General features: G+C 39.5%; 21 protein-coding genes. 12 read left to right on the plus strand and 9 right to left on the minus strand.

Annotated elements, in window-relative coordinates; translation table 11 throughout:
* Window positions 1–10: 10 nt before the first annotated feature.
* Window positions 11–733, minus strand: a complete 723-nt coding sequence (locus tag ACQ96U_RS01110; RefSeq protein WP_431719381.1) for an outer membrane beta-barrel protein — start codon at window positions 731–733, stop codon at window positions 11–13.
* Window positions 734–1,278: 545 nt separating this feature from the next.
* Window positions 1,279–1,791, minus strand: coding sequence for a MarR family winged helix-turn-helix transcriptional regulator (locus ACQ96U_RS01115; protein ID WP_431719382.1), 513 nt, complete (start codon window positions 1,789–1,791; stop codon window positions 1,279–1,281).
* 321 nt (window positions 1,792–2,112) lie between these two features.
* On the opposite strand from ACQ96U_RS01115, the gene ACQ96U_RS01120 reads away from it, so the two are divergent.
* Window positions 2,113–2,280, plus strand: coding sequence for a transposase (locus tag ACQ96U_RS01120; RefSeq protein WP_431720123.1), 168 nt, complete (start codon window positions 2,113–2,115; stop codon window positions 2,278–2,280).
* A gap of 670 nt (window positions 2,281–2,950) precedes the next feature.
* Here ACQ96U_RS01120 and ACQ96U_RS01125 read toward each other — a convergent pair.
* Window positions 2,951–3,982 (minus strand): hypothetical protein, encoded by a 1,032-nt coding sequence (locus ACQ96U_RS01125; RefSeq protein ID WP_431719383.1) that lies wholly within the window; start codon window positions 3,980–3,982, stop codon window positions 2,951–2,953.
* 642 nt (window positions 3,983–4,624) lie between these two features.
* Window positions 4,625–4,816, minus strand: a complete 192-nt coding sequence (locus ACQ96U_RS01130) for a hypothetical protein (protein WP_215822575.1) — start codon at window positions 4,814–4,816, stop codon at window positions 4,625–4,627.
* A 360-nt stretch (window positions 4,817–5,176) separates the two neighbouring features.
* Between ACQ96U_RS01130 and ACQ96U_RS01135 the strand changes: the two genes are divergently transcribed.
* The 7 genes from ACQ96U_RS01135 (at window position 5,177) to ACQ96U_RS01165 (ending at window position 14,806) form a co-directional block, all read left to right on the plus strand.
* Window positions 5,177–5,968 (plus strand): substrate-binding periplasmic protein, encoded by a 792-nt coding sequence (locus ACQ96U_RS01135; protein WP_431719384.1) that lies wholly within the window; start codon window positions 5,177–5,179, stop codon window positions 5,966–5,968.
* A gap of 735 nt (window positions 5,969–6,703) precedes the next feature.
* Entirely contained in the window at window positions 6,704–8,680 is a 1,977-nt protein-coding gene (gene betT, locus ACQ96U_RS01140; RefSeq protein WP_431719385.1) for a choline BCCT transporter BetT, read from the plus strand.
* A gap of 267 nt (window positions 8,681–8,947) precedes the next feature.
* Window positions 8,948–10,600 (plus strand): ABC transporter substrate-binding protein, encoded by a 1,653-nt coding sequence (locus ACQ96U_RS01145; RefSeq protein ID WP_431719386.1) that lies wholly within the window; start codon window positions 8,948–8,950, stop codon window positions 10,598–10,600.
* A gap of 36 nt (window positions 10,601–10,636) precedes the next feature.
* A complete protein-coding gene (locus ACQ96U_RS01150; protein WP_431719387.1) occupies window positions 10,637–11,599 on the plus strand; it encodes an ABC transporter permease in 963 nt (320 codons plus the stop codon).
* A gap of 23 nt (window positions 11,600–11,622) precedes the next feature.
* A complete protein-coding gene (locus ACQ96U_RS01155; protein WP_431719388.1) occupies window positions 11,623–13,587 on the plus strand; it encodes a dipeptide/oligopeptide/nickel ABC transporter permease/ATP-binding protein in 1,965 nt (654 codons plus the stop codon).
* The gene (locus ACQ96U_RS01160; protein ID WP_431719389.1) at window positions 13,584–14,606 is read left to right on the plus strand and encodes an oligopeptide/dipeptide ABC transporter ATP-binding protein; all 1,023 of its coding nucleotides are present in this window, start codon (window positions 13,584–13,586) and stop codon (window positions 14,604–14,606) included. The genes ACQ96U_RS01155 and ACQ96U_RS01160 overlap by 4 nt, the downstream gene beginning before the upstream one ends.
* Window positions 14,607–14,653: 47 nt before the next feature.
* The gene (locus tag ACQ96U_RS01165) at window positions 14,654–14,806 is read left to right on the plus strand and encodes a hypothetical protein (RefSeq protein ID WP_431719390.1); all 153 of its coding nucleotides are present in this window, start codon (window positions 14,654–14,656) and stop codon (window positions 14,804–14,806) included.
* 54 nt (window positions 14,807–14,860) lie between these two features.
* Here ACQ96U_RS01165 and ACQ96U_RS01170 read toward each other — a convergent pair whose 3' ends face one another.
* The gene (locus ACQ96U_RS01170) at window positions 14,861–16,576 is read right to left on the minus strand and encodes a S8 family peptidase (protein ID WP_431719391.1); all 1,716 of its coding nucleotides are present in this window, start codon (window positions 16,574–16,576) and stop codon (window positions 14,861–14,863) included.
* A 664-nt stretch (window positions 16,577–17,240) separates the two neighbouring features.
* Between ACQ96U_RS01170 and ACQ96U_RS01175 the strand changes: the two genes are divergently transcribed.
* A complete protein-coding gene (locus ACQ96U_RS01175) occupies window positions 17,241–17,918 on the plus strand; it encodes a hypothetical protein (RefSeq protein ID WP_431719392.1) in 678 nt (225 codons plus the stop codon).
* A 128-nt stretch (window positions 17,919–18,046) separates the two neighbouring features.
* On the opposite strand, the gene ACQ96U_RS01180 is transcribed toward ACQ96U_RS01175, so the two are convergent.
* The 3 genes from ACQ96U_RS01180 to ACQ96U_RS01190 are packed head-to-tail and all read right to left on the minus strand — an operon-like array spanning window position 18,047 to window position 21,688.
* Window positions 18,047–20,407 (minus strand): MlaD family protein, encoded by a 2,361-nt coding sequence (locus ACQ96U_RS01180; RefSeq protein WP_431719393.1) that lies wholly within the window; start codon window positions 20,405–20,407, stop codon window positions 18,047–18,049.
* Window positions 20,408–20,409: 2 nt separating this feature from the next.
* Window positions 20,410–21,063, minus strand: a complete 654-nt coding sequence (locus tag ACQ96U_RS01185) for a paraquat-inducible protein A (protein ID WP_431719394.1) — start codon at window positions 21,061–21,063, stop codon at window positions 20,410–20,412.
* A gap of 1 nt (window position 21,064) precedes the next feature.
* Window positions 21,065–21,688: a paraquat-inducible protein A gene (locus tag ACQ96U_RS01190; protein WP_431719395.1), complete on the minus strand. Its 624-nt coding sequence runs from the start codon at window positions 21,686–21,688 to the stop codon at window positions 21,065–21,067.
* A 301-nt stretch (window positions 21,689–21,989) separates the two neighbouring features.
* On the opposite strand from ACQ96U_RS01190, the gene ACQ96U_RS01195 reads away from it, so the two are divergent.
* Window positions 21,990–22,244: a YkgJ family cysteine cluster protein gene (locus tag ACQ96U_RS01195; protein ID WP_431719396.1), complete on the plus strand. Its 255-nt coding sequence runs from the start codon at window positions 21,990–21,992 to the stop codon at window positions 22,242–22,244.
* Between the two features lie 166 nt (window positions 22,245–22,410).
* Here the strand turns inward: ACQ96U_RS01195 and gltA are convergent, their stop codons facing one another.
* On the minus strand, window positions 22,411–23,700 hold the full coding sequence (gene gltA / locus ACQ96U_RS01200) for a citrate synthase (protein ID WP_431719397.1): 1,290 nt from the start codon (window positions 23,698–23,700) through the stop codon (window positions 22,411–22,413).
* A gap of 1,035 nt (window positions 23,701–24,735) precedes the next feature.
* On the opposite strand from gltA, the gene sdhC reads away from it, so the two are divergent.
* On the plus strand, window positions 24,736–25,110 hold the full coding sequence (sdhC, locus tag ACQ96U_RS01205; protein ID WP_431719398.1) for a succinate dehydrogenase, cytochrome b556 subunit: 375 nt from the start codon (window positions 24,736–24,738) through the stop codon (window positions 25,108–25,110).
* Window positions 25,104–25,472 (plus strand): succinate dehydrogenase, hydrophobic membrane anchor protein, encoded by a 369-nt coding sequence (gene sdhD, locus ACQ96U_RS01210; RefSeq protein WP_431719399.1) that lies wholly within the window; start codon window positions 25,104–25,106, stop codon window positions 25,470–25,472. Before sdhC ends, sdhD begins: the two co-directional genes overlap by 7 nt.

Consider the following 25,472-nt stretch of genomic DNA (forward strand, 5'->3'; position numbering starts at 1 on the left):
ATATCTGCAATTAGAAGTTATATTGTGCCGATAGGGTATAGGTGTCGATATCTGTTTCTCCAAAGGCTAAGTTTTTATGACCAACATCCTTGATACGTTCCCATTGTAGTCCAACAGTGACATTATCAGTAATCGTGTAGTTAGCACCTAGACCCAGAGTTAAGCTGGTTCCTTTTTTTGATTGCTTTTTATCAAAGAAATAGGTTGTGGCATTGTGTCCGCTGCTTTCTATAATGCTTCCATGCACTTCTTCTTTAATTTTCCATTTCATTGCGCCAAGGCTGGCTTTAAGGTCAAAACTATTTGTAATAGGGTAAAAACCGATAGCTTTAATACCAATTCCATTTATATCATCAGTGATGGTCCCGCTTCCTTTATAAGAAGTACTACCATCTTTTATTTGACCGTTAATTTTGGCTTCTGTGGTATTTAAATCGCTATAGTTTAACTCTAAAGCGAGATACTTATTAATTCGGTAGCCGAGAAAAAGTTTGCTAATCGTCTCTCCACTTGGCGTATCCATGGCATTAACAATTGGAGTTCCACCGATATTCTCAATCCAAGTATTTACTTTTGCTTTCGTATTATTATAAGCGTCATAACTGGATTTTCCTGCACCAATACCAAGGTAAAATCCACTTTTTTCATCAGCAAATGGATTAATGTTGTCTTGAGCAAAGCACGGTGCGGTGAGTGTGCTTGTGATAATAGCTGTTAAAACAGTTTTTTTCATAGTGACCTCATCTAAGAACAGCTTATTTACTACTATTACATTAATAAAAGACTTAATTGGGATTTCTCTTGTTTTATATAAAGAAATCCAGATTAAATCTTAAAAATAATTTAAGAGAGGTTGATATTTGTGGAATATAGTACTAATTTCTGTTACGCCTGCTGTTTAAAAATTGACTAGTATTATTTACGCTTATTTAATTGACGTAGTCAACTATTTTGGTGTGGTTGTAGGGAATATTACTTAATAGTAGGCGTTTTTCACACTAGGTTTTATTCGTTGTTGTTGATTGTGGTACCAGGGTGCTTATTCTGGGTGAGTGATTTTTGCTTTGCTAGATTATTAGCAGGTATTCTATTAATATATTTGACATTGTCAATTATATGATTTATACATATCACATAATCGTATATGATATTATTTAAATAGTATTGCTAGGAGGAAAGTGTGCCTCTTTAAAAAATTTAACTTTATATATCGTTTAGCTGAAATCTTAAAGAGGCCTTTGCGTTGTGACTGTTGCTAAATTGATTTTTTGCTTATCGTTAAACTACCAAATCGTCGAAGCTTTTCAGGGAACCTTGTTCGCCTTCTAAAAGCTTTAAAAATATTTTTTTTAACAATTCGCGTTCTTTGTTGGAAATTTTACTATAAAAATGATCACTGGTTTGTTGAGAGCAGTTTGCAGCTATTTTTAATACTTTTTCACCTTTTTTAGTTAGCATGACCTCAGAGGAGCGACCATCGCTCACAGATTGTTTTCGGGTAACAAGGTTAAGTTTGCTCATTTTTGTTAAACATCGTGCAGTCGCCGTGCGGTCAATTCCTGTGATATCAGCGATGTTTGAAGGGATTGTAATTTTCTTGTGAGCAATTGTGGACAGTAGTAACCACATTTGTGGGGTAACGCCAGCACCGGTTTCATCAAGTAGCTGCTCAAAATGCCTTTTTATTACCCTAGATAGTCGACCATTCAAATACCCAATACTATCATCTATTGCTGAGTATGGCTGCTTAGGTGTAGGCATATAGTTACCTCTGTCAATTAAGTCTTTCACTTATTATATGTGATCATGAAGTTAAGATGCTAATAGCAATCACACATAATATTATGAATTGCTAATGTTGTGTGTGGGATAATAATGAATGATGGATACTCCCTGCTTATATTGATCAGATAATAAACATATTTTTATAGTTATCAGTGTTTTTTGTTGGGATTGGTGCTTCTTGGTAGAGAATTAAGGATTATAGTGCCATTTAGCCATCTTGAGGGGGGAGTCTACTTTCACATCACTGTTATTACTGTAGTGGTCAACAAAAACTGGCCACTACAGAAGTATAGATATAGGGTATTAAAAGGAGAGGTCGCACATGATGTGTATAGGAGTATTCATGTGTATAGCCAACAGCTTAAATCTAGGGTAATAGAACTCAGTGTGCAGCCAGATCATGTGCATCTGTTAGTGAGCGTACCTCCAAAGCAGTCAATATCAGATTTGGTGGGGAGCTTAAAAGGGCGAACAGCAATAAGAGTTTTTAAGTAGTTTCCTTATTTGAAACAAAGGCCTTACTGGGGAAATCATTTTTGGGCGAAAGGTTAAAGGTTATTGTGTGGATACAGTTGGTTTGAACGCTGAAATGATAAAAAATTATGTCAGATATCAAGAGCAGCTTGAAAGAAGACAAGAACAATTTGATTTTTAGTAATTAGTTTTTGTAGGGGATAGCTTGTTAGCCTTCTGAGAGTGGGATGGTATGTTTAATGCCCCCCTTTCAGGGGGTTAAAAGCAAAACCACCTTCTAAGAAGGTGGATTGTTTACTTAAAGGTATTAGACTTGCTAAAGCAATATTCTCGGTAAGTAGGGTTCAATATAGTTAGTTTGGTGGCGGCTAAAAAATTGTTATAAAATTTTTGTTTTATCCAGTCAAAGCATATCCTTCAGTTATAAAAATAGCATGCATGCACGTTAATTAAGAGGTTTTTATCTATAGAAATTATAGTAAGTTATTTTCTGTAATTTGATAGATATTGAAAGGTGGGTGCCCGCTTTTTTTGATTAAATTAAGTATAAGTTGTTACAGGAAGATGAGTACCTAACATGGTACCCATAGTATTATATTGTGAGATCTTTATGGCTTTATTAATCCAGATTTCTATTATTTAGTTATTTTGGATAGTTATTCATGATCGGTTTTGGAAATGGATGAATAAACTAATCTCGCGCAAAAAAAGATTTTGCTATGAAATAAATCAATAGGGTGAATATGGTGGAAATTATGAGAATTATTGAGAAGTAAAAAAATATTTTGTTTGGGGGTGTTGGGATTTGGTATGCACTTATTTTCCATTGTATTAGTGATATTTTGTTAGGAGTAAGATTTAGTTTTTTGTAATATGCTATTTTGCTTTTGTAATCTGCAATGTCGGCTATGTATAAATCGTCATTTTCCCTGTTTATCAAAGCTTGTCGTTCTGCTGTTAAGGCTTTGTATCCTCTGTAATACATGGGTTTGATCTGGTTGTTTATTTCTGCTTTTAGAATGGTTCTTGATTTGTCAGCTTTAGGTGCGTTTGTTAGATCGAAAGGTTTTTTAAGTCCAATTTTTTTTGCGATTTGTATAGCTTCGTTGAGTTTTGTTAGGTTGACTTGTTTTGTTGTTGTGTACATTCTTTTTTTTAGTTGGTGGTCATTGTTTAGATTGTCGATAAAATATTTTTTCTGTTCGGTATGCTCATTTATGTATGATTGTTTTATTTTTTTGATTGTGAATTCTATGTAGGCGTTAAGTAAATTGTTTCCATCAACCGTTTCAGGATATTTGAATTCAACAGTAAGAGAATCATAATCCTTGTTGTTTGTTAGTTTAAAGTTGCTGGTTATAGACTCAAGGTTGTTGGCTAGTTTTTTGTCGTCGATTATATATTTTTTGAATAATTCTTTGTTGTTGTTATAGAATTCAAATATGTAATAATGATTTGATAAGGATTTAACGATATCCTGAAATACTCTTTCTTTGCTGATGTTAATTAGACTTCCCTTTTTTAATTCTAGTAGTTTGGAGCTTTCAGGTTTTCCTAGTATTAATTTTGATTTAAGTGTTTTTGTTCTAAGTGCGTTATATGAAAAAATAACAACCAGAAAGAGAGTGATTGTTGTAAGAAGAAACTTCCAGTCCATTTTTAAGTGTGTTAGTATATCGCCAATGCTGATTTCACTGTTTTGGTCGTAGTTAAATTTCTTCATTGATGAAATCTCAATAATGATTTTGTTTTTTTAGGGGTTGTAAATTAAGTTTCATACTTTAAATATAAGGCTGCTTCTCTTGAGTAGTAGTGTGTAATATGTTATTTGTTTGTTTCATTTGTATTAATGGTCTGAAAGACAGAAAGGGGATATTGATATTTTTCTCACAAAATATGTTTTCAAAAACGTGGAATCAATACTGGTTGAATTTATCTAGCACAATCTGAAGATCGTAAAAGCTCGGGGAGGTCTATTTGTCCTGTTTGGAGTGTGTAAAAATGTTATATTTATGTATTTTTTATGACTATAGCAGAATAATACAAATTGATTTCAATTGAATAACAGTTAGTTTGCAATATTGAAACTATTGGTATATTGAATTTTATAATTATTGTGGGTTGAATATGGATTTAAGTGCTGTACGTGTAGGCATGTCGGAGATGTCAGAAGGACATAGATTTATCTAACTATCAAAAAGATCCTCTTAAAGTTTGTCCCCATTGTAGTATTCCAGTAGAGTTTGAAAAGAACCCCAAAGCAGATAGGGTTGCCAAAGTTTTGGATAACAAAACCATAAATGTATTCCTTAAAAGGAATGCTTAGTATTGAATGCCATATTTGATCAGTAGTGTTAGTTGAGAATTAAAACCCATTATCCAGTATTTGATCCATATCTTTAAGTACGTCCTGAGCGAGTTCCTCAATGCCTTTTAATGCTTTCTTCTCTGTAGTTGCAAGGTAGGATAGGTTGGGGAATTCTTTGCAAAGCCCAATGTAGCCTTCGTCTTCTTCAGACCAAATCACTTTATAAGAAAGGTTTTTATAATCAGGCATCAGAACTCCCCCGTTAATAGTTCAGTAGAGTAGCATTGTGTCTCTTTTCAGGTTTCAGGGTCAAGTTGTTTAATTGAATATATGTATCATTATGCTGCTTTTCAGGTTTGCGAGCTAGGTACACTGTGAATTAGGTTGTAGTTGACGCTTTATAGTGTTGTAGAGAAGAGAGTTTCCTGACAAGCTTGAATGTTACTTTGCGTTTTTGTTGCAGTATTGTGTTGTAGGATAGACTTATCATTCAGACTTTAATTATAAGCTAGTATTCACTTAATATTATCAATACGTTAATAAAATACTACAGATAGCTAATTCTGCTAATCTGGGAGAAGTAGTAGCTCAGTGGAATGGTATTGAGTAATGAAATTCTTGAAAATAATATTAAGCTTGTTGCTAATAATCTCTACCTTAGTATGGGCTACGGAAAAAAATATTCATGTTGCTGGTTCCAGTGTTGTTCGAATTGCTACTGGAGAGTGGCCACCGTATATATCTAAGAATCTAAAACAATATGGTGTGGTTTCTCATGTTATTAAAGAAGCGTTTGCAGAGGAAAATATAAAAGTTGTTTATACTTTTTTCCCCTGGAAGCGGGCATTGAAACAAGTAATGACCGGAAACTGGGATGCATCTCCTTCATGGGTGCCAACGCCTGAACGATTAAACGATTTTTACTTCAGTGACGTTGTGCATACGAGTGAAAAAGTATTTTTTTATTTACAAAATAAGCCTTTCGAGTGGCAAACTATCGAGGACCTTCAGTATTATACCATTGGCGCAACACTCGGTTATACCTATGGTGAAGACTTTGATAAAAGTGCAGAAAATGGGCATATTATTGTGGTGCCATTGAGAAGTGATTTATTGAATTTTAAAATGCTATTAAAAGGACGGATTGATCTTTTTCCTGTTGAAAAAGAAGTGGGCTTTTCCATTTTGAGTGATTACTTTAAGGCTGAGGATAAAGCGAAGTTTACATTCTACCCTAAACCCGTGTTAGAAACATCTCACCATCTAATATTTACTAAAAACTCTAAAAAAAGTCTTTATTGGTTAGAAAAGTTTAATCATGGCTTAGCAAAGTTAAAAGCCAATGGTACATTTGAGCGGATGTTTGAAGCAAGTCGAAGAGGGGGATATAAAGTAGAGTGAGCCTTAAATTTTACAACATGCGAATGCTTATCATATCTTTTACGTTTGGTGTATATGCTTATAGAGGTGTCTTTTAGTGTACTATTGTGAATAGCGTGTTGTAAAACTATAGCGTTTGCAAATACTGAGTTAAAAATCAGCTCAAATGCTCATTTATTAACTATAAGCCCTGCTTTTCGTCGATTTTAGCCTTGTTTTTGCCTAACTCCTAACCTGTTGCAATATTCTTTATGGAATGAGGGAAGGGAATGAAAGTTATTTAGCACTAATTATTTTGGGAGCTTATCACTTGACAAATTACTAAATGGCTTTGTATGTAGTATAAACTTAAGGGTTCTCATTTTTCTTATTGGCTAATAATGGAAGATAAATTAAAGAATGTAAGAATGAATGCTATAAATGAGGGTTATTTAGTGAATCAAAATAACAAAAATGTTAAGATGCACACTTATGAATACAACAGTTAAGCCTTGTTTGGATCATTTTTTATATTGTTTTAAGGCTTTATACAGTTTTTTTGAGTTTAAATTATACTGTTTAAAGTTGTAATAACACGCATGGGCTAAAAGGCTAAAACCTTTATAAACGCAATGTAAAGGGTGTAAAACGTTTGTTCAGTTATTTTGTGCTGATGCGGTGTTGGATTGGGAGGATGATCTCCAGTATCCATAAGGCAATGAATGATCCACTAGGGTGTATAGATCAAGCTTAACCAAGATTCTAAAAGGTGTAGTGATGTCGAGCTCCGAAGATAAAGCTCATTTAAACCCCCCCGTTTTTTATACAGCATCAGGGTTAATTATTCTCCTGATGATCTTTGCAACGTTTTTTCAAGAAACCGCTGATAGCTGGTTTAAGGCGATTCAAGGCGGCATAATTGATAATGGCAGTTGGTTTTATGTGTTAACTGTCGCCATTATCTTAATTGTGGTGGCTTTCCTTGGTTTATCACGTTATGGCGAAATAAAATTAGGGCCGGATCATTCTACCCCTGATTACTCTTATTTAACCTGGTTCTCCATGCTGTTTTCGGCGGGAATGGGCATAGGTTTAATGTTTTTTGGTGTCGCTGAACCAGTAATGCACTTTCTATCGCCGCCTGTAGGTGATGCAAGTACGGTAGAAGCTGCTCGAGAGGCAATGAAAATAACCTTCTTCCATTGGGGGCTTCATGCCTGGGCTATTTATGCCATTGTTGCTTTGATTCTGGCTTTTTTTAGTTATCGTCATTCTTTGCCACTGACCCTACGCTCCGCTTTGTACCCAATGATCGGTGAAAAAATATATGGACCGATTGGGCATGCTGTAGATATTTTTGCGGTTATAGGTACTGTATTTGGTGTTGCAACCTCACTAGGTTATGGTGTGTTGCAAGTTAACTCAGGGCTTAACCATTTATTTGATATACCAGTCGATGTTACGACACAAGTCTTCCTTATCATTGGCGTAACATTGCTGGCTATCATTTCCGTTACAACCGGTTTGGATAAAGGTATTCGTATTTTATCTGAACTGAATATGGGAATGGCCGTTTCACTCTTAGCGTTTGTCCTGATTTTTGGTCCTACGGTATTTTTACTGCAAGCTTTTGTGCAAAATATCGGTGCCTATGCCTCTGATATTGTTCGCAATACCTTTAACTTGTTTGCTTATGAAAAGACAGACTGGATTGGTGGGTGGACGATACTTTACTGGGGTTGGTGGATGTCATGGGCGCCATTTGTCGGCTTATTCATTGCTCGGGTTTCTCGGGGGCGCACCATTAGAGAATTTGCCATGGGTGTACTCTTTGTGCCCAGTGGCTTTACGCTGATGTGGATGACCTTCTTTGGTAATTCAGCCATTAACATGATTATGAATAAAGGACTGACCTCTTTGGGAGAAACAGTCTCAAATGATGTTGCTCTAGCACTATTTGCATTTTTAGAACAGTTTCCTATGTCAGGTGTATTGTCAGTCCTGGCAACAGTCATGGTGATTGTGTTCTTTGTGACATCCTCTGATTCGGGGTCAATGGTGGTGGACATGCTGTGTTCCAATGGGCATGACAATACCCCTATTTGGCAGCGGGTTTATTGGGCCAGTGCAGAAGGTATCGTCGCAATTATCTTATTACTGGTGGGTGGTCTGGGGGCCTTGCAAACCATGACCATTGCTAGTGCTTTGCCTTTTGCAATAGTGTTGCTTATAGCCACATATGGTCTTATGAAAGCGCTTAGGATTGATGCGGCGAAGCGTGAAAGTCTACAAATGAATGTTACACCCATTGCACCGACAGGCAAAGTGGGTAGCTGGCAAGACCGGCTGAGTAATATTGTGGACTATCCCAGTCGTGACAATGTTAAACGGTTTATTGATCGAATTGCTAAGCCAGCCTGTGAAACAGTAGTCAGTGAACTACAGACACATGAGCTGGATGCTTCAGTAGAAGTGGATGAAGTTAAAAACCGGGTAAGACTGGTCGTGTTTTTAGGGGAAGAAGTTGACTTTGTTTATGAAGTCAGAAGTCGCTCCCACATTAAACCCGCTTTTGTGCAACCGGATATTCCAGAAGAAGAGGCTACTGAAGAACAACGATATTATCGAGCAGAAATACACCTACGTGAAGGTGGACAGGATTATGATGTTATGGGTTGGTCAAAAGAAGCGGTAATTAACGATATTATTGATCAGTACCATAAGCATATGCACTTTCTGCACTTATTACGTTAAGGAGTTTCTTTTATTGAGAGCTTCATAAATAGACACTTAATTTGCTATTAATTTGTAATGTGTCGTGTTTTAAAAAAAAGGGCTTAATTTTTAAGCCCTTTTTTTGTGAGTGCTTGACAAGGTAGGGGAAATAATGGTTATCCTGTATAGGTGTTTTCATAAAAAATAACAATAATCGTAGCGAGCTTATTATCACGGTATTCTCAAAGAGTGTTAAAAGCCCTAAAGTAATTCAGTGTTCAGAGTGACTCTCAACGGAGTACAAGCATGGTATGGATACCAGCAATACTCACAAAATTATGCCCCAAGGATGTGACCAAACGTGCTACACAGTGTTTTTTCTTAAACATTCTGTATTGTCTACAAGTGGTAGCATGTTGCTTACTAAGTGTTGTTAGCATTACAGAAGCACAGGTACCCGCAAATGTTCTGCCAGAAAATGTGCTAGTAGTAGGACAAATTGCTGAACCTAAATCGATGGATCCTCATGCGGCCACAGCACTCAACGATTTTCGTATTTTAATGAATATCTATGATGGTTTAGTACGCTATAAACCAGGGACATTGGATGTTGAACCCGCTTTAGCCAAAGCATGGTCGATAAGTGAGGAGGGTACGCACTATACCTTTACCTTGCGTCAAGGTATTAAATTTCATGATGGCACTGAATTTACAGCTGATGCGGTCAAATTTAATTTTGAGCGACTGCTTGATGAGTCGCATCCATATCATAAGACAGGTCCCTTCCCATTAGCTTTTTTCTTTAGTGCTGTGGAAAAGGTGATTGTTAAATCGCGCTATAGTGTTGAATTTGTGTTAAAAGAACCTTTTGCGCCCTTTCTCTCTAATTTAGCCTACCCGACAGGCTTAATTGTTTCCCCTACATCGGTTAAAAAGTATGGTAAAGCGTTTGGTCGTCACCCTGCTGGCACTGGCGCATTTAAGTTTGCAGAATGGCAAAGTCATAGAAAAGTAGTGATTACAAAAAATCCTAGTTATTGGGATGGTGCTCCGGCTTTGGAGGCTGTTATTTACAGGCCAATCACTGATGCAAATACACGGGTTGCTGAAATGTTATCAGGTGGTATTGATCTTATGGTGGAAGTTCCACCAGATAACCTGGCAATGTTTAACAAAGCAAAAGATCTTAAGGTGTATGAGCAAACAGGACCCCATGTATGGTTTTTAATTTTAAATACAAAGCATGGACCTTTTGCCGATAAACGTATGCGTCAAGCAGTGAATTATGCCATTAACAAGCAGGCATTAATTAACAATGTGCTACAAGGTACTGCTATTGTCGCCGCAGGGCCTACACCACCTGTATTTACCTGGGCCTATAATAAAGCGCTTCAACCCTATCCTTATGCGCCGGATAAAGCACGTAAACTGATTAAAGCGGCTGGATATAAAGGAGAAAAGTTGACCTTTTATGTGACTGAAGGCGGCTCGGGGATGCTGGAACCGATCGCAATGGGAACGGCGATTCAAGCGGATTTAGCAAAGGTTGGATTAAAAGTCACTATTGAAAGCTATGAGTGGAATACTTTTCTTGGCAAAGTTAACCAAGGGCTTGGTGAACAGGTTGATATGGCTGAGATGGCTTGGATGATTAATGATCCTGATACGTTGCCTTATCTAGCCTTGCGCACAGCAGCCTGGCCAGAAAAAGGTGGCTTTAATTCGGGCTATTATTCCAATCCTGAAGTGGATGCATTGTTGAAAGAAGCAAGAAAAACGACAGATCAAGAACAACGTGGACAACTTTATCGAAAAATGCAAGCCATTGTGCATGAAGATGCACCTTGGGCTTTTATTGCTCATTGGCAGCAAAATGCTGTGGCTCATCAATCCGTTAAAGGTTTTCAACTGCAACCATCCTTTTTCTTGTTGCTTAAAGATGTGCAGAAGCAGCATTAATTATACAACATCTGATTTACAGTATGAGCATAAGGAATGATGCTGACTTATATTATCTATCGTCTTTTTGCCATTATTCCCGTATTACTGGGCTTATCGCTGATTGTATTTCTGGTGATGGCAATGATCCCTGGAGATCCTGCGACGGCGATTTTAGGTAATTTTGCCACGCCAGAAAATGTAGCGAAATTAAATCAGCAATTGGGGTTGGATAAGTCATTAGTTGAGCAGTATGTCATTTGGTTAAATAATGTTATTCAAGGGGATTGGGGGCGTTCTTTTAGTCTTAACTGCCCCGTACTGGATGAAGTGCTTGAACGGTTTCAAGCAACACTGATACTGGCTGGGGCCGCTTGGTTGTTATGTAGTGTCTTTGGCTTATTGGCAGGAATAATAGCTGCAATACGACAGTTTAGCTGGATTGATAAAATGATAACTTTTGTGGTGTTGGTCGGGATATCAATGCCTGCTTTTTGGCTGGGACTGCTCCTGATAATGCTTTTTGCTGTGCATTGGCAATGGTTTCCTGCCAGTGGTATGTATGCCATTTATGGCGGTGGTGATATAGGGGATTTACTAACGCATTTAGTGTTACCTGCATTTACGTTATCCATTGTGGCCATGGGCGTGGTGGCTCGTCTTACCCGAAGTGCAATGTTGGAAGTGCTTCGTTTAGATTTTATCCGTACCGCACGCGCTAAAGGGTTAAAAGAACGTCGCGTTATTTTTCTTCATGCTTTTAAAGCTGCCTTAGTTAATGTCATACCCATCATGGCCATACAAGCGGGATTTGTACTTGGTGGGGCTGTTTATATTGAAACGGTTTTTCAGTGGCCTGGTATTGGTCGTATGCTGGTAAATGCTATTGCTAGTCGTGATATTTTGTTAGTACAAGGTGGCGTGTTGATAGTGGCTAGCACTTACGTTTTATTTAATTTGTGTGCTGATATTGCACAGTATGCGTTAGATTCTCGCTTAAGTTCGAGAAGTCAAAATTAGGTCAACAATAGAAAGTTCTTTTCATGTTTAGCACTGCTGTTTTGCGTAAAGGATTATGTAAACCAAATCAGTCAGCGGCTCGGCCTTCTGGTTGGCAGCTATTTACCCATAATCGCCTGGCCTGGTTAGGTATGTGGATATTTCTATGTTGTATTGTGTTAGCCAGTTTAGCGCCTATTTTCCCCATCCCTGATCCTAATACAACGGCATTAGCCCATCGTTTGGCTAAACCCTGGTTGATGCAATGGTTCTTCGGAGAAATAGCACAGAATCAACCTGCATATAGCGGTTGGCTAGGCACTGATCATCTGGGGCGAGATATGCTGTCGCGAGTGTTGTGGGGAACTCAAATCAGCTTGCTGGTTGGTGTTTCTGCAACCTTAATAGCGGCATTGATCGGTTCTTTATTGGGTCTGATTGCAGGTTTTTGGGGAGGGCGTATTGATAATTTGCTAATGCGGGGCATCGATATGTTAATGGCCTTTCCTTATATTCTTTTGGCCCTCGCTATTGTTGCGGTGTTAGGAGCTGGACTTATGAATGCACTCTTTGCCATAGCGATTGTCAATATTCCCTTTTTTGCCCGTAATGTACGTGGTGTCACCCTTGGCGTGGTGCGCCAGCCTTTTGTAGAAGCTGCACAATTAGTCGGTAAAAACAGGTTACAGACGTTATGCTCAGATGTATTGCCCAATGTCATGCCGACCATAGTTATTACCATGGCAACCACCCTAGGCTGGATGATACTTGAGACGGCAGGGCTGAGCTTTTTAGGATTAGGTGCACAACCGCCACAAGCTGATTTAGGTTCCATGCTAGGCGAGGGCCGAAAACTATTATTCACAGCTCCGCATGTGTCGATTATCCCTGGTTTAATCATTTTTATTCTGGTGATGAGTATTAACCTTATAGGGGATGGTATTCGGGATGTACTCGATCCACGTTTAAAGTCAGGCGTTATGGGGCGTCCTGCTGTGGCAACGGATATTCAACGACAAGTGGCAGAAGATGAGCTTACCAACTCTGAAATGAATGGCTTAGCCGTTAACCAGTTGCAAACTGAATTTCAAATAGGGCATACAACCTATCATGCAGTGAATGATGTCTGCTTAACGCTGGAAGCCGGGGAATGTCTGGGATTGGTGGGAGAATCAGGCAGTGGTAAATCTGTTTTAGCATTGTCCATAGCGCGTTTGGTGCCATCACCTCCAGGTTGTATTGTGCATGGCCAAGTCAGGCTGGATAATCAAGACTTGTTAAGTATTCCTTTGACTCAGTTACAGCACATTCGTGGTAATAAAGTGGCGTATGTCTTTCAAGATCCTGCGACGGCTTTACACCCGATGCTAACAGTCGGTATCCAATTAGTAGAGGCCATTAGGGCGCATCGACCTGTTTCTTTTCGACAAGCATGGCTGCAAGCAGTCAAATGGCTTGAACGGGTGCAAATACCTAGTCCAGCGCAACGTGCACATAGCTACCCGTATCAACTTTCAGGAGGCTTGCGACAGCGTGTTGTGCTTGCGATGGCATTAATTAATCAGCCTAAGGTGTTGATAGCGGATGAACCAACGACAGCATTAGATGTAACTGTTCAAGCCCAAATTTTAAAACTACTCAAAGCGTTACAGCAGGATACAAAAACCGCATTATTATTTATTACGCATGATTTTGGGGTTGTTACTTCACTTTGTGAGCGGATAGCGGTTATGTATGCCGGACAGATAGTGGAGATGGGCTATACGACCGATGTCTTAAATCACCCTGTTCACCCTTACACTCATCAATTAATCAAGTGTGTGCCTAAGCTTGGAGGGAAGGGGGCGTTAGCGACAATTGATGGATTACCCCCAGCGATGGATGCATTGCCACCCGGCTGTTATTTTGCGCCACGTTGTCCTTGGGCTGAAACACGTTGCAAGGAGTCTACGATGACATTAAAAGCGATTTCGAAGAGTCACTGGGTACGTTGTTGTAAGCCATTATGAAGGTTAAACATAAAGAATTCCCATTACTGGAAACAAAACAGTTGTGGCGAACATTTACGGATAAGCGCTCAATATTTAGGCGTCAGCAGCAGGGTTTACAGGCCTTACAAGGGGTTGATCTTAGTATTAACACGGGAGAGGTATTGGGGGTTGTTGGGGAATCTGGTTGTGGTAAATCGACTTTAGCTCGTCTATTGGTTGGTTTAGACCGACCTTCGCAAGGAGCTGTTTATTTTAAGGGTTTACCTATTTTAGCTGACCATTCACGGCATGTGTTGGGTAGCAGGAACATACTTAATAAACGGTCACTTGCAAAATCCATACAATATGTTTTTCAAGATGCTGTCAGTGCACTTAATCCGCGCAAAGTGGTGGCAATGAGTCTGCAAGAGCCTATGCAGTATTTATTGGGTATGGCAAACAAAAAAGACGCTGAACCACGATTAAAGCAGTTGATGGCTCAGGTTAAACTACCTGAAGAAATATTACAGCGTTATCCTCATGAATTGTCGGGTGGCCAGGCTCAACGCATTGGCATTGCGCGAGCCTTAGCCGCAAATCCACAAGTATTAGTGCTGGATGAACCTGTTTCAGCATTGGATGTTTCGGTTCAGGCGCAAGTGCTTAATGTATTAATGGAATTAAAGCAAACACATAAATTGACGTATGTATTCATCAGTCATGATTTATCGGTAGTAGAAAGAATAAGTCAGCGAGTAGTCGTGATGTATTTTGGCAGGGTCGTTGAGCAGGGAAGCGTTAATGATGTTTTTCACCAACCTTGCCACCCTTACACGCGGTTGCTATTAGCCTCAATCCCCAAGCTTAACCAGCAACTTGTTGTTGAAGCAACAATGAATGCTGCTGAACTGCCAGATCCCTTTAATCCCCCAATAGGCTGTGCATTTGCACCTCGATGTCCACGCGCTAAAGCAACGTGTTTACAAGAGAAACCAACTTTAGCCTCAATGCCTGGTAAGGGACATATCGCTGCTTGTCATTTTCCGCATTTACCATAAACAGGTGAAAGACATCTGTTTTGGCTAATAAGGCGCAGGTTTTTCAAATGCCGCGAGGCCCTGAGCAACAGTATCGTGAAGAAAATGTAATTTGCCCTTCTTGGTGCACACTGGATCGGATGAGTGAAGCCGCTTTAAAAAATATAAAAAAAATCGCTATGAATTCTACAAAAGTGTATATCCATAGCGATTTATTTTGAGTTATTAATGCATTAATTCAGATAATTATGATTATTGGATGACATTAAAATAGCTTAATGTCCTTGTTTAAAATATCTGAGCAAGGAATAAGCGTCCGCAACACTCCCTGTTTTGGATAACTCGCTAAAATTAACTTTGGTATCAGGGTTATCAGGTTGCTTAACTTCCAGATCTGGATATTCTCGGCCTGTATTTAACAACATATATTTCAGATAATAACCATCCAAGTACGGGTACTGGGAAAGCATTAATGCGGCGACGCCTGATACAACCGGTGTTGCCATACTGGTACCACTATACTTGGCATATTGGTTACCAGGTACTGTGGAAAGAATTTTTACCCCAGGTGCAAAAATATCAACGGTACGTTTACCGAAGTTAGTAAAGCTGGCGGGCAAGTCTTCACCTTTATTGGCAGAAGAAGCACCTACATCTAACCAATTACTGATTTTATACTTAGGAAAATTTTTGAAGTTGCGGTTTGGGTAGCGAGGTTTTTCGTCATTGTTGTTACTGTCATTGCCTGCTGCATGGACCAGTAGAACACCTGCATTTGAGGCATACTCAAAAGCCAAATCTAATTTAGCTTTGTTGGGTGAATAGCTTTTGCCAAAGCTCATATTGATAATACGGGCACCGTTATCTACCGCATAGCGAACAGCATTGGCAATATCTTTGTCACGCTCATCGCCATTAGGCACGACACGCAATACCATGATTTTAACATTTTCTGCGATGCCTTTAATGCCGATATCATTATGACGGTCAGCAGCAATAATCCCTGATACGTGGGTTCCATGATCAGAGTCCGGGCCTGTTACGTCGTTATTACCATAACCTGTTTCCCAAAAGTTATTAGGGTCATCTTTGACAATATCAGAGCGAGGATCAAATTCAGTATTATAGTTATATTCTACTTTATTAGCGTAGTACTCTGCTCGGCTATCAACTTTTTCGTAACTGCCGTACAGTTCTAAAATATTTAACAGAAAATCTCTGGCCAATACGACTTCTTCAACATCACTATTGATGCTGGATAAGCCTTCTTGGCTAAAATCATTATAATTATAGGTAGACAGGAGCGCTTTGTTTTCCTTGATTTGTGCCTGGTAATTGACATAAAGGTTACGGGTTTCCGTTGCCTCTTTCACTTCATCTTGGAATGTTTTACTTAACGCTTCATAATATGCTTTTTTCTTTGCGGGAATATAAGCGCCAGAAGCGAGTAGTTCCTGATATTTTGCATATTCACGGGTAATTTCCAAGGTATCGTAGTTAACATGGCGGCCATCTTTGCCACCAATAAAATTCCAACCATGAATATCATCAACGTAGCCATTACCATCGTCATCGATGCCATTGTTGGCAATTTCTCTTGGGTTTACCCATATTTTACCTTGTAAATCTTCATGTTTTATATCAACACCACTATCAATAACCGCAACGATAACAGGCTTATATTTATTGGTTAGCGAAAGTTGATTATATACTTTGTTGACACTGGAGCCTTCAATGCTGTCTTCTTCTGGACTTAAATTGAACCAGTCATTGACTTCTACCACTGGAGCTCGAAGTGGTACACTACGCTTACTACGGCGTTTTTGGTTTTTTTGCTTGAGTTGTACCGGCTCTTCCATGATGACACCTTTAATATTGGTCATCGGTTCCGGTTGTGGCAATTGAGTAGGGTTCGCTGCAAATGCATTTGCACTGCAAACAGACAAAAAGAGAGTTGATAAGGTTAAACCCTTAACTTTATTAAGCTTCATGAAATTTCCTAACTGATTCTACACTTTAAGTGTTGTGTATTTTTCTAAGATTATTTTTTTTATATAAATACTGGTTTTTACCCATCAAGATAACCATTTATCTTAATAAGATGATTCTAAATAAGGATTGATTTCCCTTTTTATAAGGTAATTTATCTTTCGTTGGGTAAATGCCAGATAACTCCCAAATTCGATTATAAGCAGGATTTTTTTTGTGAGTCAATATGTCGTATATTAATGATGAAAATTATTTGTAGTAATAAAGTGCATCTCTAAGGTACTTTTATGGTGTTTTTCTAATATTATGATTTTGTTTGACAAAATTTTCGGCCTTTCAATATGAAAGAAGTTATAGTCTTTAAAATAGGCTGATTTTTGTTATTATTAAATATCTCGAAATAACCAGCCATATATACAATGGTTAGAAGTGACTATAAAAATTAATTCACCGTAAATTATTTTGCGATTAAAAATAAAATAGACTGGTAAGTAAGTGCAAGGTTTTAGATGTATGCATAATAGAATGTTTATATCTTTTTCGACCTATTACTCAATCAATATGCTTAATAAAGAAAAACAGCTTAAAAACTGGTTTTTAAGGCGGTTGGTATGAAACATGCTTTAGGCATTAGCACGGTTGGTTTCTTTTTAGGAGATGCATGCAATGCTAAAAAAAATGTTAGTGATAGGTCGGCGTTTATTTTATGGGGTGTGTTGCTTTAGTTTTTATTTGAATAGTGCTCAGGCAGTAATCATTGGTGGTGATGTAACAGGGGGAAGTGCTGCAACAGCAGGAGGCATGTTTGTAAAACTTATACCACCTATAGGTGATGTGGGTGATGATAATTTTAATGATCCTAACCTGTATGGATTCGATGAAGATCAAAATATCATTATTCCTTCACCGCTTACAGTAGATATTGGTCCTTCACCAACATTACCAACTGACACAGAGGTTGCCAGCCATTATATAGTGTTTGACCCCGCTGGGTTACAACGAATGATTGGGTACGTTGACTTTGATGCACCTATTTTAGCCATTATGACAAAAACAGGGACATTGGCTGATAGTGATTTTCTGGCAAACGTTTCTGCAAATTACTTAAATCCATCTGCTCGTGGTTTAGAAGGAGCAGACTCTGTTGCTATTGATCCGGTCCTGACACACCGTGCCCTCATTGATTTTACTGCTAGCTCTCCTGGTGACAGTATTCGGGTGTTAACCGCATTCTCTCCAGGTGGAGAGCCTGATCCTGAACCCGATCCAACACCAATGCCTGTACCTGGCGTACTTGGTTTAATAGTGCTGGGCCTGGGGTTATTAAGTCGTCAACGTAAATAGAACTGATGGTTCTGTTTATTGAGATCAGTATGATGGATTGAGCTGAAAGCGTTGGCTAAAAAAGAGGTGGTACATGAAAATGTGACCACCTTTTTTAGTATGTAGGAGTTGATTGAACTACAGCTTATTTATAGTCCTAGAGGGATTTTCGGCGTCCACTGTAGCCATTCATCAAGGGGTTCTTCATGTAGGCGAAACTTGGTGTATGATTTTACCAACCCTCCCATTTCGTGGTTATTGGGTGTCGCAAACGCAATACCCCCCTCTAAGATTGATTCCAAAGAGTCGGTTTTTAATTTTGCACCACTAAACAATGAGAAATCAAAACCAATGCCACTGGTGTTCCAAAAACGTGTATGTTGTCTGATCAAGTGACGATAGTGATTTTCAATATTTAAATAAATATGCACCTGATTGGCGGTGGGTGCGAGTTCATATCCTGTGACTTTACCTACAGGAATATCGCGATAAAGTACTTTAACGCCTTCTTTTATTGAACCCAAGCGGGGAGCGGTAAGGGTAATTTTTAAACCCGGTTGAGTTGTCGTTTTTATCATGGGTGCATTGAGTAGCCCTTTAAATATATATTGTCTCTTACCTTTTGGGTCTGCGGGTTTAGCTTGAATATATTGGCCTGAAATGAGTGTTTCTAAATGCTGGGTTTTAGCAAGCCCTAACTCAGCTTTAACAATCCAAAACTGGGTGCCTTTTCGGGCGAGTCGGTAACCGCCCTGAGTGATCAGTGCTTTGACTATAACGCCGGGTTCCTTAGGGTTAAGATGCAGACGTGTCACCTTGCCGACCTCAACACCTTCATATTTTATGGGAGTACCTTCCCGTAATCCTTCACCACTGGCAAAAGATATGTTTATGGGAATACCGGTTTGATGAGCATCATCATAGTTATCGTACAGATTAAATTGATCACTATTTTTGGCATGTCGGTAACGTCCATGTGGCGTATAAAATGCTATGCCACCTGTCAGTAGGGAAGTAATAGACTCTGTGTGGACTTTAATACCTGACAGGTTACCACTAATACTGACACCACTGGCATTCCAAAAACGTGAATTGGTTTTTACCAGCTCAGCATATTCAGGTTTGATAAAAATATTAATGCTGACTTGTTTATTGTTTTCAGTAAATGCATAACTTTGTACACTGCCAACAGGAATTTTTTTATAATAAACTGGGCTGCCTACTTCAACAGAGTTAAGGCTTTCACTAATCAGGGTTAAGTGTAAACCCGGTTCGTGTAATGGTAGGGGAGGCGGGCCAGCTAATGCGGTGAAAACCCGTTGAGGTTTACTGTTATCTAAATTACCTAAGCGTAACGCTATATAATTACCACTGATTAAGGTATCCAGTCCCGTTACTTCCGCCAGACTGATCTTGGGTTTTACCAGCCAAAACTGGGTGCCTTCTATGAGTGCGGGTTCCGCACGAGGGTCAAAAAGAATACTGGCAGTGACGCCTTTTAGGTCTTTATTCACCTTGACGCGTTTAACGACACCAATGGTGAGACCTTCGTACACGACTTTGGTTTGGCCTTCAACCAAAAACTGGCCTGAGTCGAAATGGATTTTAGCGCGTATGCCTACATCGGCTGCATCAAAGTCCTCAAATAACGTAAATAAGTCTCCACTTTTGGCAGGAGAACTGGTTTTTTCAGTATCAGGATTAAAAAAAGCAATACCACCACTGAGAATAGAGGTTAATGAACCTATTCTAAATTTAAATCCTGACAAATTACCTTTTACAGTGACACCGCTGGCATTCCAGAATCGACTATTTTTTTGCACTAAGTGCTGGTGTTTAGGGGAAATAATAATGCGGATATTAACGTTGTTATTATCCTTTGATAATGTGTAATCAGTGACTTGACCCACTTGAATTTTTTTGAAAAAAACAGGACTACCACGTTCCAGTGAGCCTAAATCTTTTGTTTGTAACCTGAGGTGTAAACCAGGTGTATCAGGATCAACTGGCGGTGGGTTTTCCAGCGCATTGAAGTGATAGTGAGGTTTACCTTCACCGCGTTGTACATCGATATAGTTACCTGAAACTAAAGTCTCCAACCCAGAAATTTCTGCCACGGATATTCGTGGTTTTACCAACCAAAATTTAGACGTTTCTCGTAGTAGTGCTTCAGCTTCGGGTTTCAGTTCAATGGTGGCATTGACCCCTTGTAAATCAGGGGTAATAGACACTTTTTTGACGATGCCAACCTGTAGGCCACGATAAACAACTTGTGTTTTATTAGGCACAATACCTTCACCACTTTCAAAGAAAATAGTGGCTTCAATACCTGCTTCAGATATGCCTTTATAAATAAGCCATGCTCCAATTAACGCGGCAATAAAAGGCAGTAGCCAAATCATCGAGATGGTTCGGCGTGGTTTGATATCTACTTCAGCTAATGACTGATGCGCGTCTGGTGTATCTGGGAGCGTTTCTGTATCAGGGCTTTCAGGTGTTTCTTGACTCAAAGTCAGTCCTCTTCGATTTTTGCTGCAATCTCAGGTAAAGCTACATTATCCCACATGAGTCTTGGATCAAAGACATGGGCTGCCAGCATGGTCAGTACAACCACTGCACCAAATGCACTGGCACCAATGCCTGCTTCAATGGTGGCGATATTACCTAATTTAACCAAGGCAACCAGTGTCGCAATCACAAACAAGTCCAACATTGACCAACGACCTATCCATTCAATAAAACGGTACATAAGTGTGCGTTGTCGCACGCTCATCGCCCAGCGAAATTGAACAGACAGTAGCAGTATAATCAGCCCTACAAGTTTCAATAAAGGGACAGCAATACTGGCAATAAATACCACTGCTGCGATGGGAATCATACCTGCTTTAGCGAGTTCTATGACGCCTGAAAGAATGGTGTCGGCTTGCCCTGAACCAAAAAAATTAATGTGTGTAATAGGGTACATGTTGGCAGGAATAAACATAATGATTGCGGCCAGGGTAAGTGCCCAAGCATAAGCCAGACTATGAGGTGTTCGCCAATGAAGACGCGTGTGGCAGCGTGGACAGCGCCAGTGTTGTGAATGGGGAACTGGACGCGAAAGCTTATGGCATGTAGCGCAAACCAGCCAGCCAGCTTCTTTTGCGGTCATCATGGTTTGACGCATTTTAAAGTAAAGCCTTTGGTGGGTTGGGAACTTGCTCGAGCTTGTGCCAGATTAAATGATGGTCAAGTACGACACTTGTTGCCATAGCACAGACCATCAAGGCAACAAAACACCCTAAGCCAAGGCCAAAGTGTAATGCAGCCAAATCTATTAGTTTAACAACAGACACTAAAACGCCTAGCATATAAACTTCCAGCATGGCCCAGCTATCTAAATGTTGATACCAGGTAAACGCTTTGGCTAAGGAGAGCTTTGACCATGAGCGTTTAATACCGATCAGTACATAAAACAGCAGCAGTTTTTTGAATAAAGGGGCAAGCATGCTGCAAAAAAGCACTAACAGTGCGGCCCACCAAATATCATGTGCAAAAAGCGTAACAATGCCTGCAAAGACCGTATCAAATTGAGATTGGCCAAGCATCTCCATTGACATAATGGGTAAAAACATTGCAGGAATATACAAGAGTAGTCCTGTGATATTCAGGGCTAGACTGCGCTCTAAGCTGTTATTGCGAGCACTGTACAGTTGATATCCGCAACGGGGACAGCAGGCTTTAGTGCCTGAGGGGAGTGCTTTATAGGGCAATAACAGATCACATTCATGACAAGCAATCAATTCCTTCATGGTTGTACTATTGTGTAACGGACCAAAATGTGAGTAAAAAATCGCTCAGTGTATACTTACCCAGGCGAATTAGGATTAACGTATTAATTAGTGTGTGCCTTTTGCTTGAGGGCACTTCTATAAAGCTACCAAGTAACACGCCTTGATAGTGACAATTAATAATCATAGATGATCCCTTTTGACTTACCTAAGCATAAATTGAGTTAGTACTATCTTAACTATAAATGTGTGACCTAATTTAGGTATACTCTGCTCAGTTTGCCGTAAATATGTCGTGAAACGAGTTGTAAGAGAGCACATTGTGAATTGTCGAAGTGATTGTGGAGCCTGTTGTATAGTACCTTCAATTAGTTCGCCTTTGCCGGGTATGCCAAATGGTAAGCCTGCAGGTCAACGTTGCCTCCATTTACTGTCTGATTATCGCTGCGCCTTATTCAATGATCCTCGTCGACCGACGGTTTGTGGTCAGTTTCGTGCAGAGGACACCGTTTGTGGTGCAAATGCAGAACAAGCTTTTGAAATTTTGACGTTACTGGAAATTTCAACCCAAGGATAAGCAAGTGTTGCCCAAGAGTAAGAAAGAATATTGAAATTATTGGTAGGCCGCTTACTTAGCCAATCAGATGAATAAATAGGATGGGAATATTGAGCTTATTGCTGTTTGGTGTAACGGCAATAAACTCAATAATGTTGAGGACGAGAATTTTTGGGGAGCGGGCCGTTTAAACGCTACGCTGGTTTACAGGAACATAATCACGCGTTTGAGCGCCTGTATATAATTGACGGGGGCGGCCAATGCGATAGGGGCCACTGATCATTTCATGCCAGTGAGCTATCCATCCAGGTGTTCTTCCTGTGGCAAAAATAACGGTAAACATTTCAGTAGGAATACCAATCGCTTTTAAAATAATCCCTGAGTAGAAATCCACATTGGGGTAAAGCTTTTTCTCTACAAAGTATTCATCTTCTAATGCAATCTTTTCCAGACGTTTTGCTATTTTGAAGAGAGGATCGTCTTCTAAGCCCAATTCACTCAATACTTCATCACACGTCTGTTTCATCACTTTGGCGCGGGGGTCAAAGTTTTTGTAGACACGGTGACCAAAACCCATTAAACGGAAGGGGTCGTCTTTATCTTTGGCACGGGCGATATATTTATCAATATGTTTTTCATCGCCAATTTCTTGCAGCATATTTAATACGGCTTCATTGGCACCACCATGCGCAGGTCCCCATAATGCGGCAATACCTGCGGCTATACAGGCAAAAGGGTTAGCGCCTGAGGAACCAGCTAAACGCACAGTAGACGTGGAAGCATTTTGCTCATGATCAGCATGAAGCAGGAAAATCCGATCCATTGCCCGTGCAATAATCGGGTTCACTTCTGTGTCTTCACAGGGGGTACCGAAAAGCATGTGTAGAAAGTTTGCTGAGTAATCCAAGTTATTGCGTGGGTATACGAAAGGTTGACCTTTTGAGTATTTATAACTCATTGCCGCCAGGGTAGGCATTTTTGATATTAAACGGAATGCGGCAATTTCACGGTGACGTTCGTTACTAATATCAAGCGAGTCATGATAAAACGCTGATAATGCGCCCACCACACCACACATAACGGCCATCGGGTGTGCATCACGACGGAAACCATTGAAGAAGTTACGCAACTGTTCATGCGCCATGGTGTGTTTACGAATAATTTCTTCAAATTCCCGTAACTCTGATTGTAATGGCAGTTCACCATAAATCAGCAAAAAACAGCTTTCCAAGTAGGTGGAATGTTCAGCCAGCTGTTCAATAGGATAGCCACGATGAAGCAAAATCCCCTTGTCACCATCAATGTAAGTGATTTTGGATTCGCAGGCTGCAGTGGATACAAACCCAGGATCGTAGGTAAACAAGCCTTCGCCAGTAAGGCTGCGAACATCTACCACATCTGGGCCCATGCTACCAGAGTAAACAGGTAGTTCAAGCTGCTTCCCGTCAATGGTTAATAATGCTTTTTTTTCAGCCATAGATGGCCTCCTATCATGTCATTCTTGTAAAGCTCATGCATAGTAATAAAAGGGAACACCAACCATACTGTGTTACGTATTATGTGTATTATTTTCTCCCTGATCACTTACTGCGATGATCCGCTCACCTCTCTCTTGTTGGACAGTAGCCCAAGAAAGGTGTTTTGTAAGTTTATTTAATCACGTAGCAATATAGTTTTGATCAAAGACTAATTACGTAACTCAGTTTCTTTCTAGATTAAGCTGCACAGATAAAATAACGTTAGAGCCTCAGTATTTTTTTGTGACAGGGATGGGCTCTGGTTATCAAGGGCGGTTAACGTGGTTATAGGTCAGTCATTTTATGGTTAACCGGCACCTAGTATTATGCACCATTTGTGTGGTTATTAATTGGTATTGCTTTTATTTTTTATGCCTAATAACGTCAGCTATTAGCAATCATTTTCTGTTCGCTAGAAGTGACTATGACACACATTAGATATAAATAACTACTAATTGGTGGCGCAAGACTATAAGGTGATTCATCGTTTTGTCAAATAGTTAGATTATAACCTGTAAGTAAGATCAGTAACATTACGAAAATTCTTGTATTTGACTACAAAAGTTTGACTGGCGCTAAAAGTGAATTGTGAGTCACTTTTTCTATTACCTAATAGCACATCTGTTGAGTAATGCTTAAAAAAACAATCGATCAGCAGTCAGTATATTTGTCAAACAATAGCCTACATTTCATGATTATTATGAGGTAAATTTCTGAAATAAAGTTTATCCATAGAAAAAGCATGGTTTTTTTTAAGCAGTGAATTTCCCTTCAACTGTTTTGCATTTCTTGTGCAGCCCTTGCTGTGTCCTAGCTACGTAACATTACACGATTGTAATTAATACTCGTTCTATTTATACTTCTTGCCGATATTGACAGGCTGGCTAACGCCTTTAATAAATTCTAACCTAATTAAGGAACCTGTCATCAAAATAGCCTCATCCAAATAATTATCGCCTTAGTTATATATTAGGCCTTATTGAGTGTGAAGAACCGTGAATAGCAAGAGACCTGTTAATCTCGACCTCAGAACAATAAAACTTCCACTTCCTGCTTACACATCGATTTTGCACCGTATTTCTGGTGTCATCCTGTTTATTGGTATTGCCTTTCTACTTTGGGCATTTGATACCTCATTAAGCAGCCAAGAAGGGTTTAATGCCATTAAAGCAACACTTGCTCACCCATTCGCCAAATTAATTACCTGGGGATTAGTGTCAGCTTTGTTATACCACTTTGTGGCGGGTATTAAGCACTTACTGATGGATATTGATATCGGTGATGGTAAGGAAAGCGGCACATTAGGTGCCAAAGCAACAATCGCTGTATCAGTGGTACTGATTGTATTGGCAGGAGTGTGGATATGGTAACCAATGTAACCAACTTGTCACGAAGTGGTTTGTATGACTGGATGGTGCAGCGTGTCTCAGCCATTGTATTAGCGGCTTATGTCGTGTTTATGCTGGGGTATTTGTTGTTTCACCCAGGTTTGACTTATACCGAGTGGACGCAGTTATTTAGTTCAACATGGGTACGTGTCTTCAGTTTATTAGCAATAGTGTCGTTAGGTGCACATGCTTGGGTAGGTATGTGGACAATTTCAACTGATTATCTCACTGAGCAAACTCTGGGAAGTAAAGCTGTTGTCGTACGCTTTGCTTTTCAAGCGCTGTGTGGCATTGCCATGTTTGCTTATTTTGTTTGGGGTATTCAGGTTCTTTGGGGGCTATAA

Origin of the sequence: Zooshikella sp. RANM57, assembly GCF_050749885.1 — a bacterium.
In the GTDB taxonomy this organism is placed as follows: Bacteria; Pseudomonadota; Gammaproteobacteria; order Pseudomonadales; family Zooshikellaceae; genus Zooshikella.

What these genes read in the sequence shown, in the direction of transcription:
- ACQ96U_RS01165 (WP_431719390.1), top strand. Translation starts at nt 14,654, where the DNA reads ATGCCGCGAGGCCCTGAGCAACAGTATCGTGAAGAAAATGTAATTTGC.
- ACQ96U_RS01125 (WP_431719383.1), bottom strand. Translation starts at nt 3,982, where the DNA reads ATGAAGAAATTTAACTACGACCAAAACAGTGAAATCAGCATTGGCGAT.
- ACQ96U_RS01135 (WP_431719384.1), top strand. Translation starts at nt 5,177, where the DNA reads ATGAAATTCTTGAAAATAATATTAAGCTTGTTGCTAATAATCTCTACC.
- ACQ96U_RS01185 (WP_431719394.1), bottom strand. Translation starts at nt 21,063, where the DNA reads ATGCGTCAAACCATGATGACCGCAAAAGAAGCTGGCTGGCTGGTTTGC.
- ACQ96U_RS01160 (WP_431719389.1), top strand. Translation starts at nt 13,584, where the DNA reads ATGAAGGTTAAACATAAAGAATTCCCATTACTGGAAACAAAACAGTTG.
- gltA (WP_431719397.1), bottom strand. Translation starts at nt 23,700, where the DNA reads ATGGCTGAAAAAAAAGCATTATTAACCATTGACGGGAAGCAGCTTGAA.
- ACQ96U_RS01170 (WP_431719391.1), bottom strand. Translation starts at nt 16,576, where the DNA reads ATGAAGCTTAATAAAGTTAAGGGTTTAACCTTATCAACTCTCTTTTTG.
- ACQ96U_RS01190 (WP_431719395.1), bottom strand. Translation starts at nt 21,688, where the DNA reads ATGAAGGAATTGATTGCTTGTCATGAATGTGATCTGTTATTGCCCTAT.
- ACQ96U_RS01175 (WP_431719392.1), top strand. Translation starts at nt 17,241, where the DNA reads ATGCTAAAAAAAATGTTAGTGATAGGTCGGCGTTTATTTTATGGGGTG.
- ACQ96U_RS01155 (WP_431719388.1), top strand. Translation starts at nt 11,623, where the DNA reads ATGTTTAGCACTGCTGTTTTGCGTAAAGGATTATGTAAACCAAATCAG.
- ACQ96U_RS01130 (WP_215822575.1), bottom strand. Translation starts at nt 4,816, where the DNA reads ATGCCTGATTATAAAAACCTTTCTTATAAAGTGATTTGGTCTGAAGAA.
- ACQ96U_RS01145 (WP_431719386.1), top strand. Translation starts at nt 8,948, where the DNA reads ATGGTATGGATACCAGCAATACTCACAAAATTATGCCCCAAGGATGTG.
- betT (WP_431719385.1), top strand. Translation starts at nt 6,704, where the DNA reads ATGTCGAGCTCCGAAGATAAAGCTCATTTAAACCCCCCCGTTTTTTAT.
- ACQ96U_RS01110 (WP_431719381.1), bottom strand. Translation starts at nt 733, where the DNA reads ATGAAAAAAACTGTTTTAACAGCTATTATCACAAGCACACTCACCGCA.
- sdhD (WP_431719399.1), top strand. Translation starts at nt 25,104, where the DNA reads ATGGTAACCAATGTAACCAACTTGTCACGAAGTGGTTTGTATGACTGG.
- ACQ96U_RS01150 (WP_431719387.1), top strand. Translation starts at nt 10,637, where the DNA reads ATGATGCTGACTTATATTATCTATCGTCTTTTTGCCATTATTCCCGTA.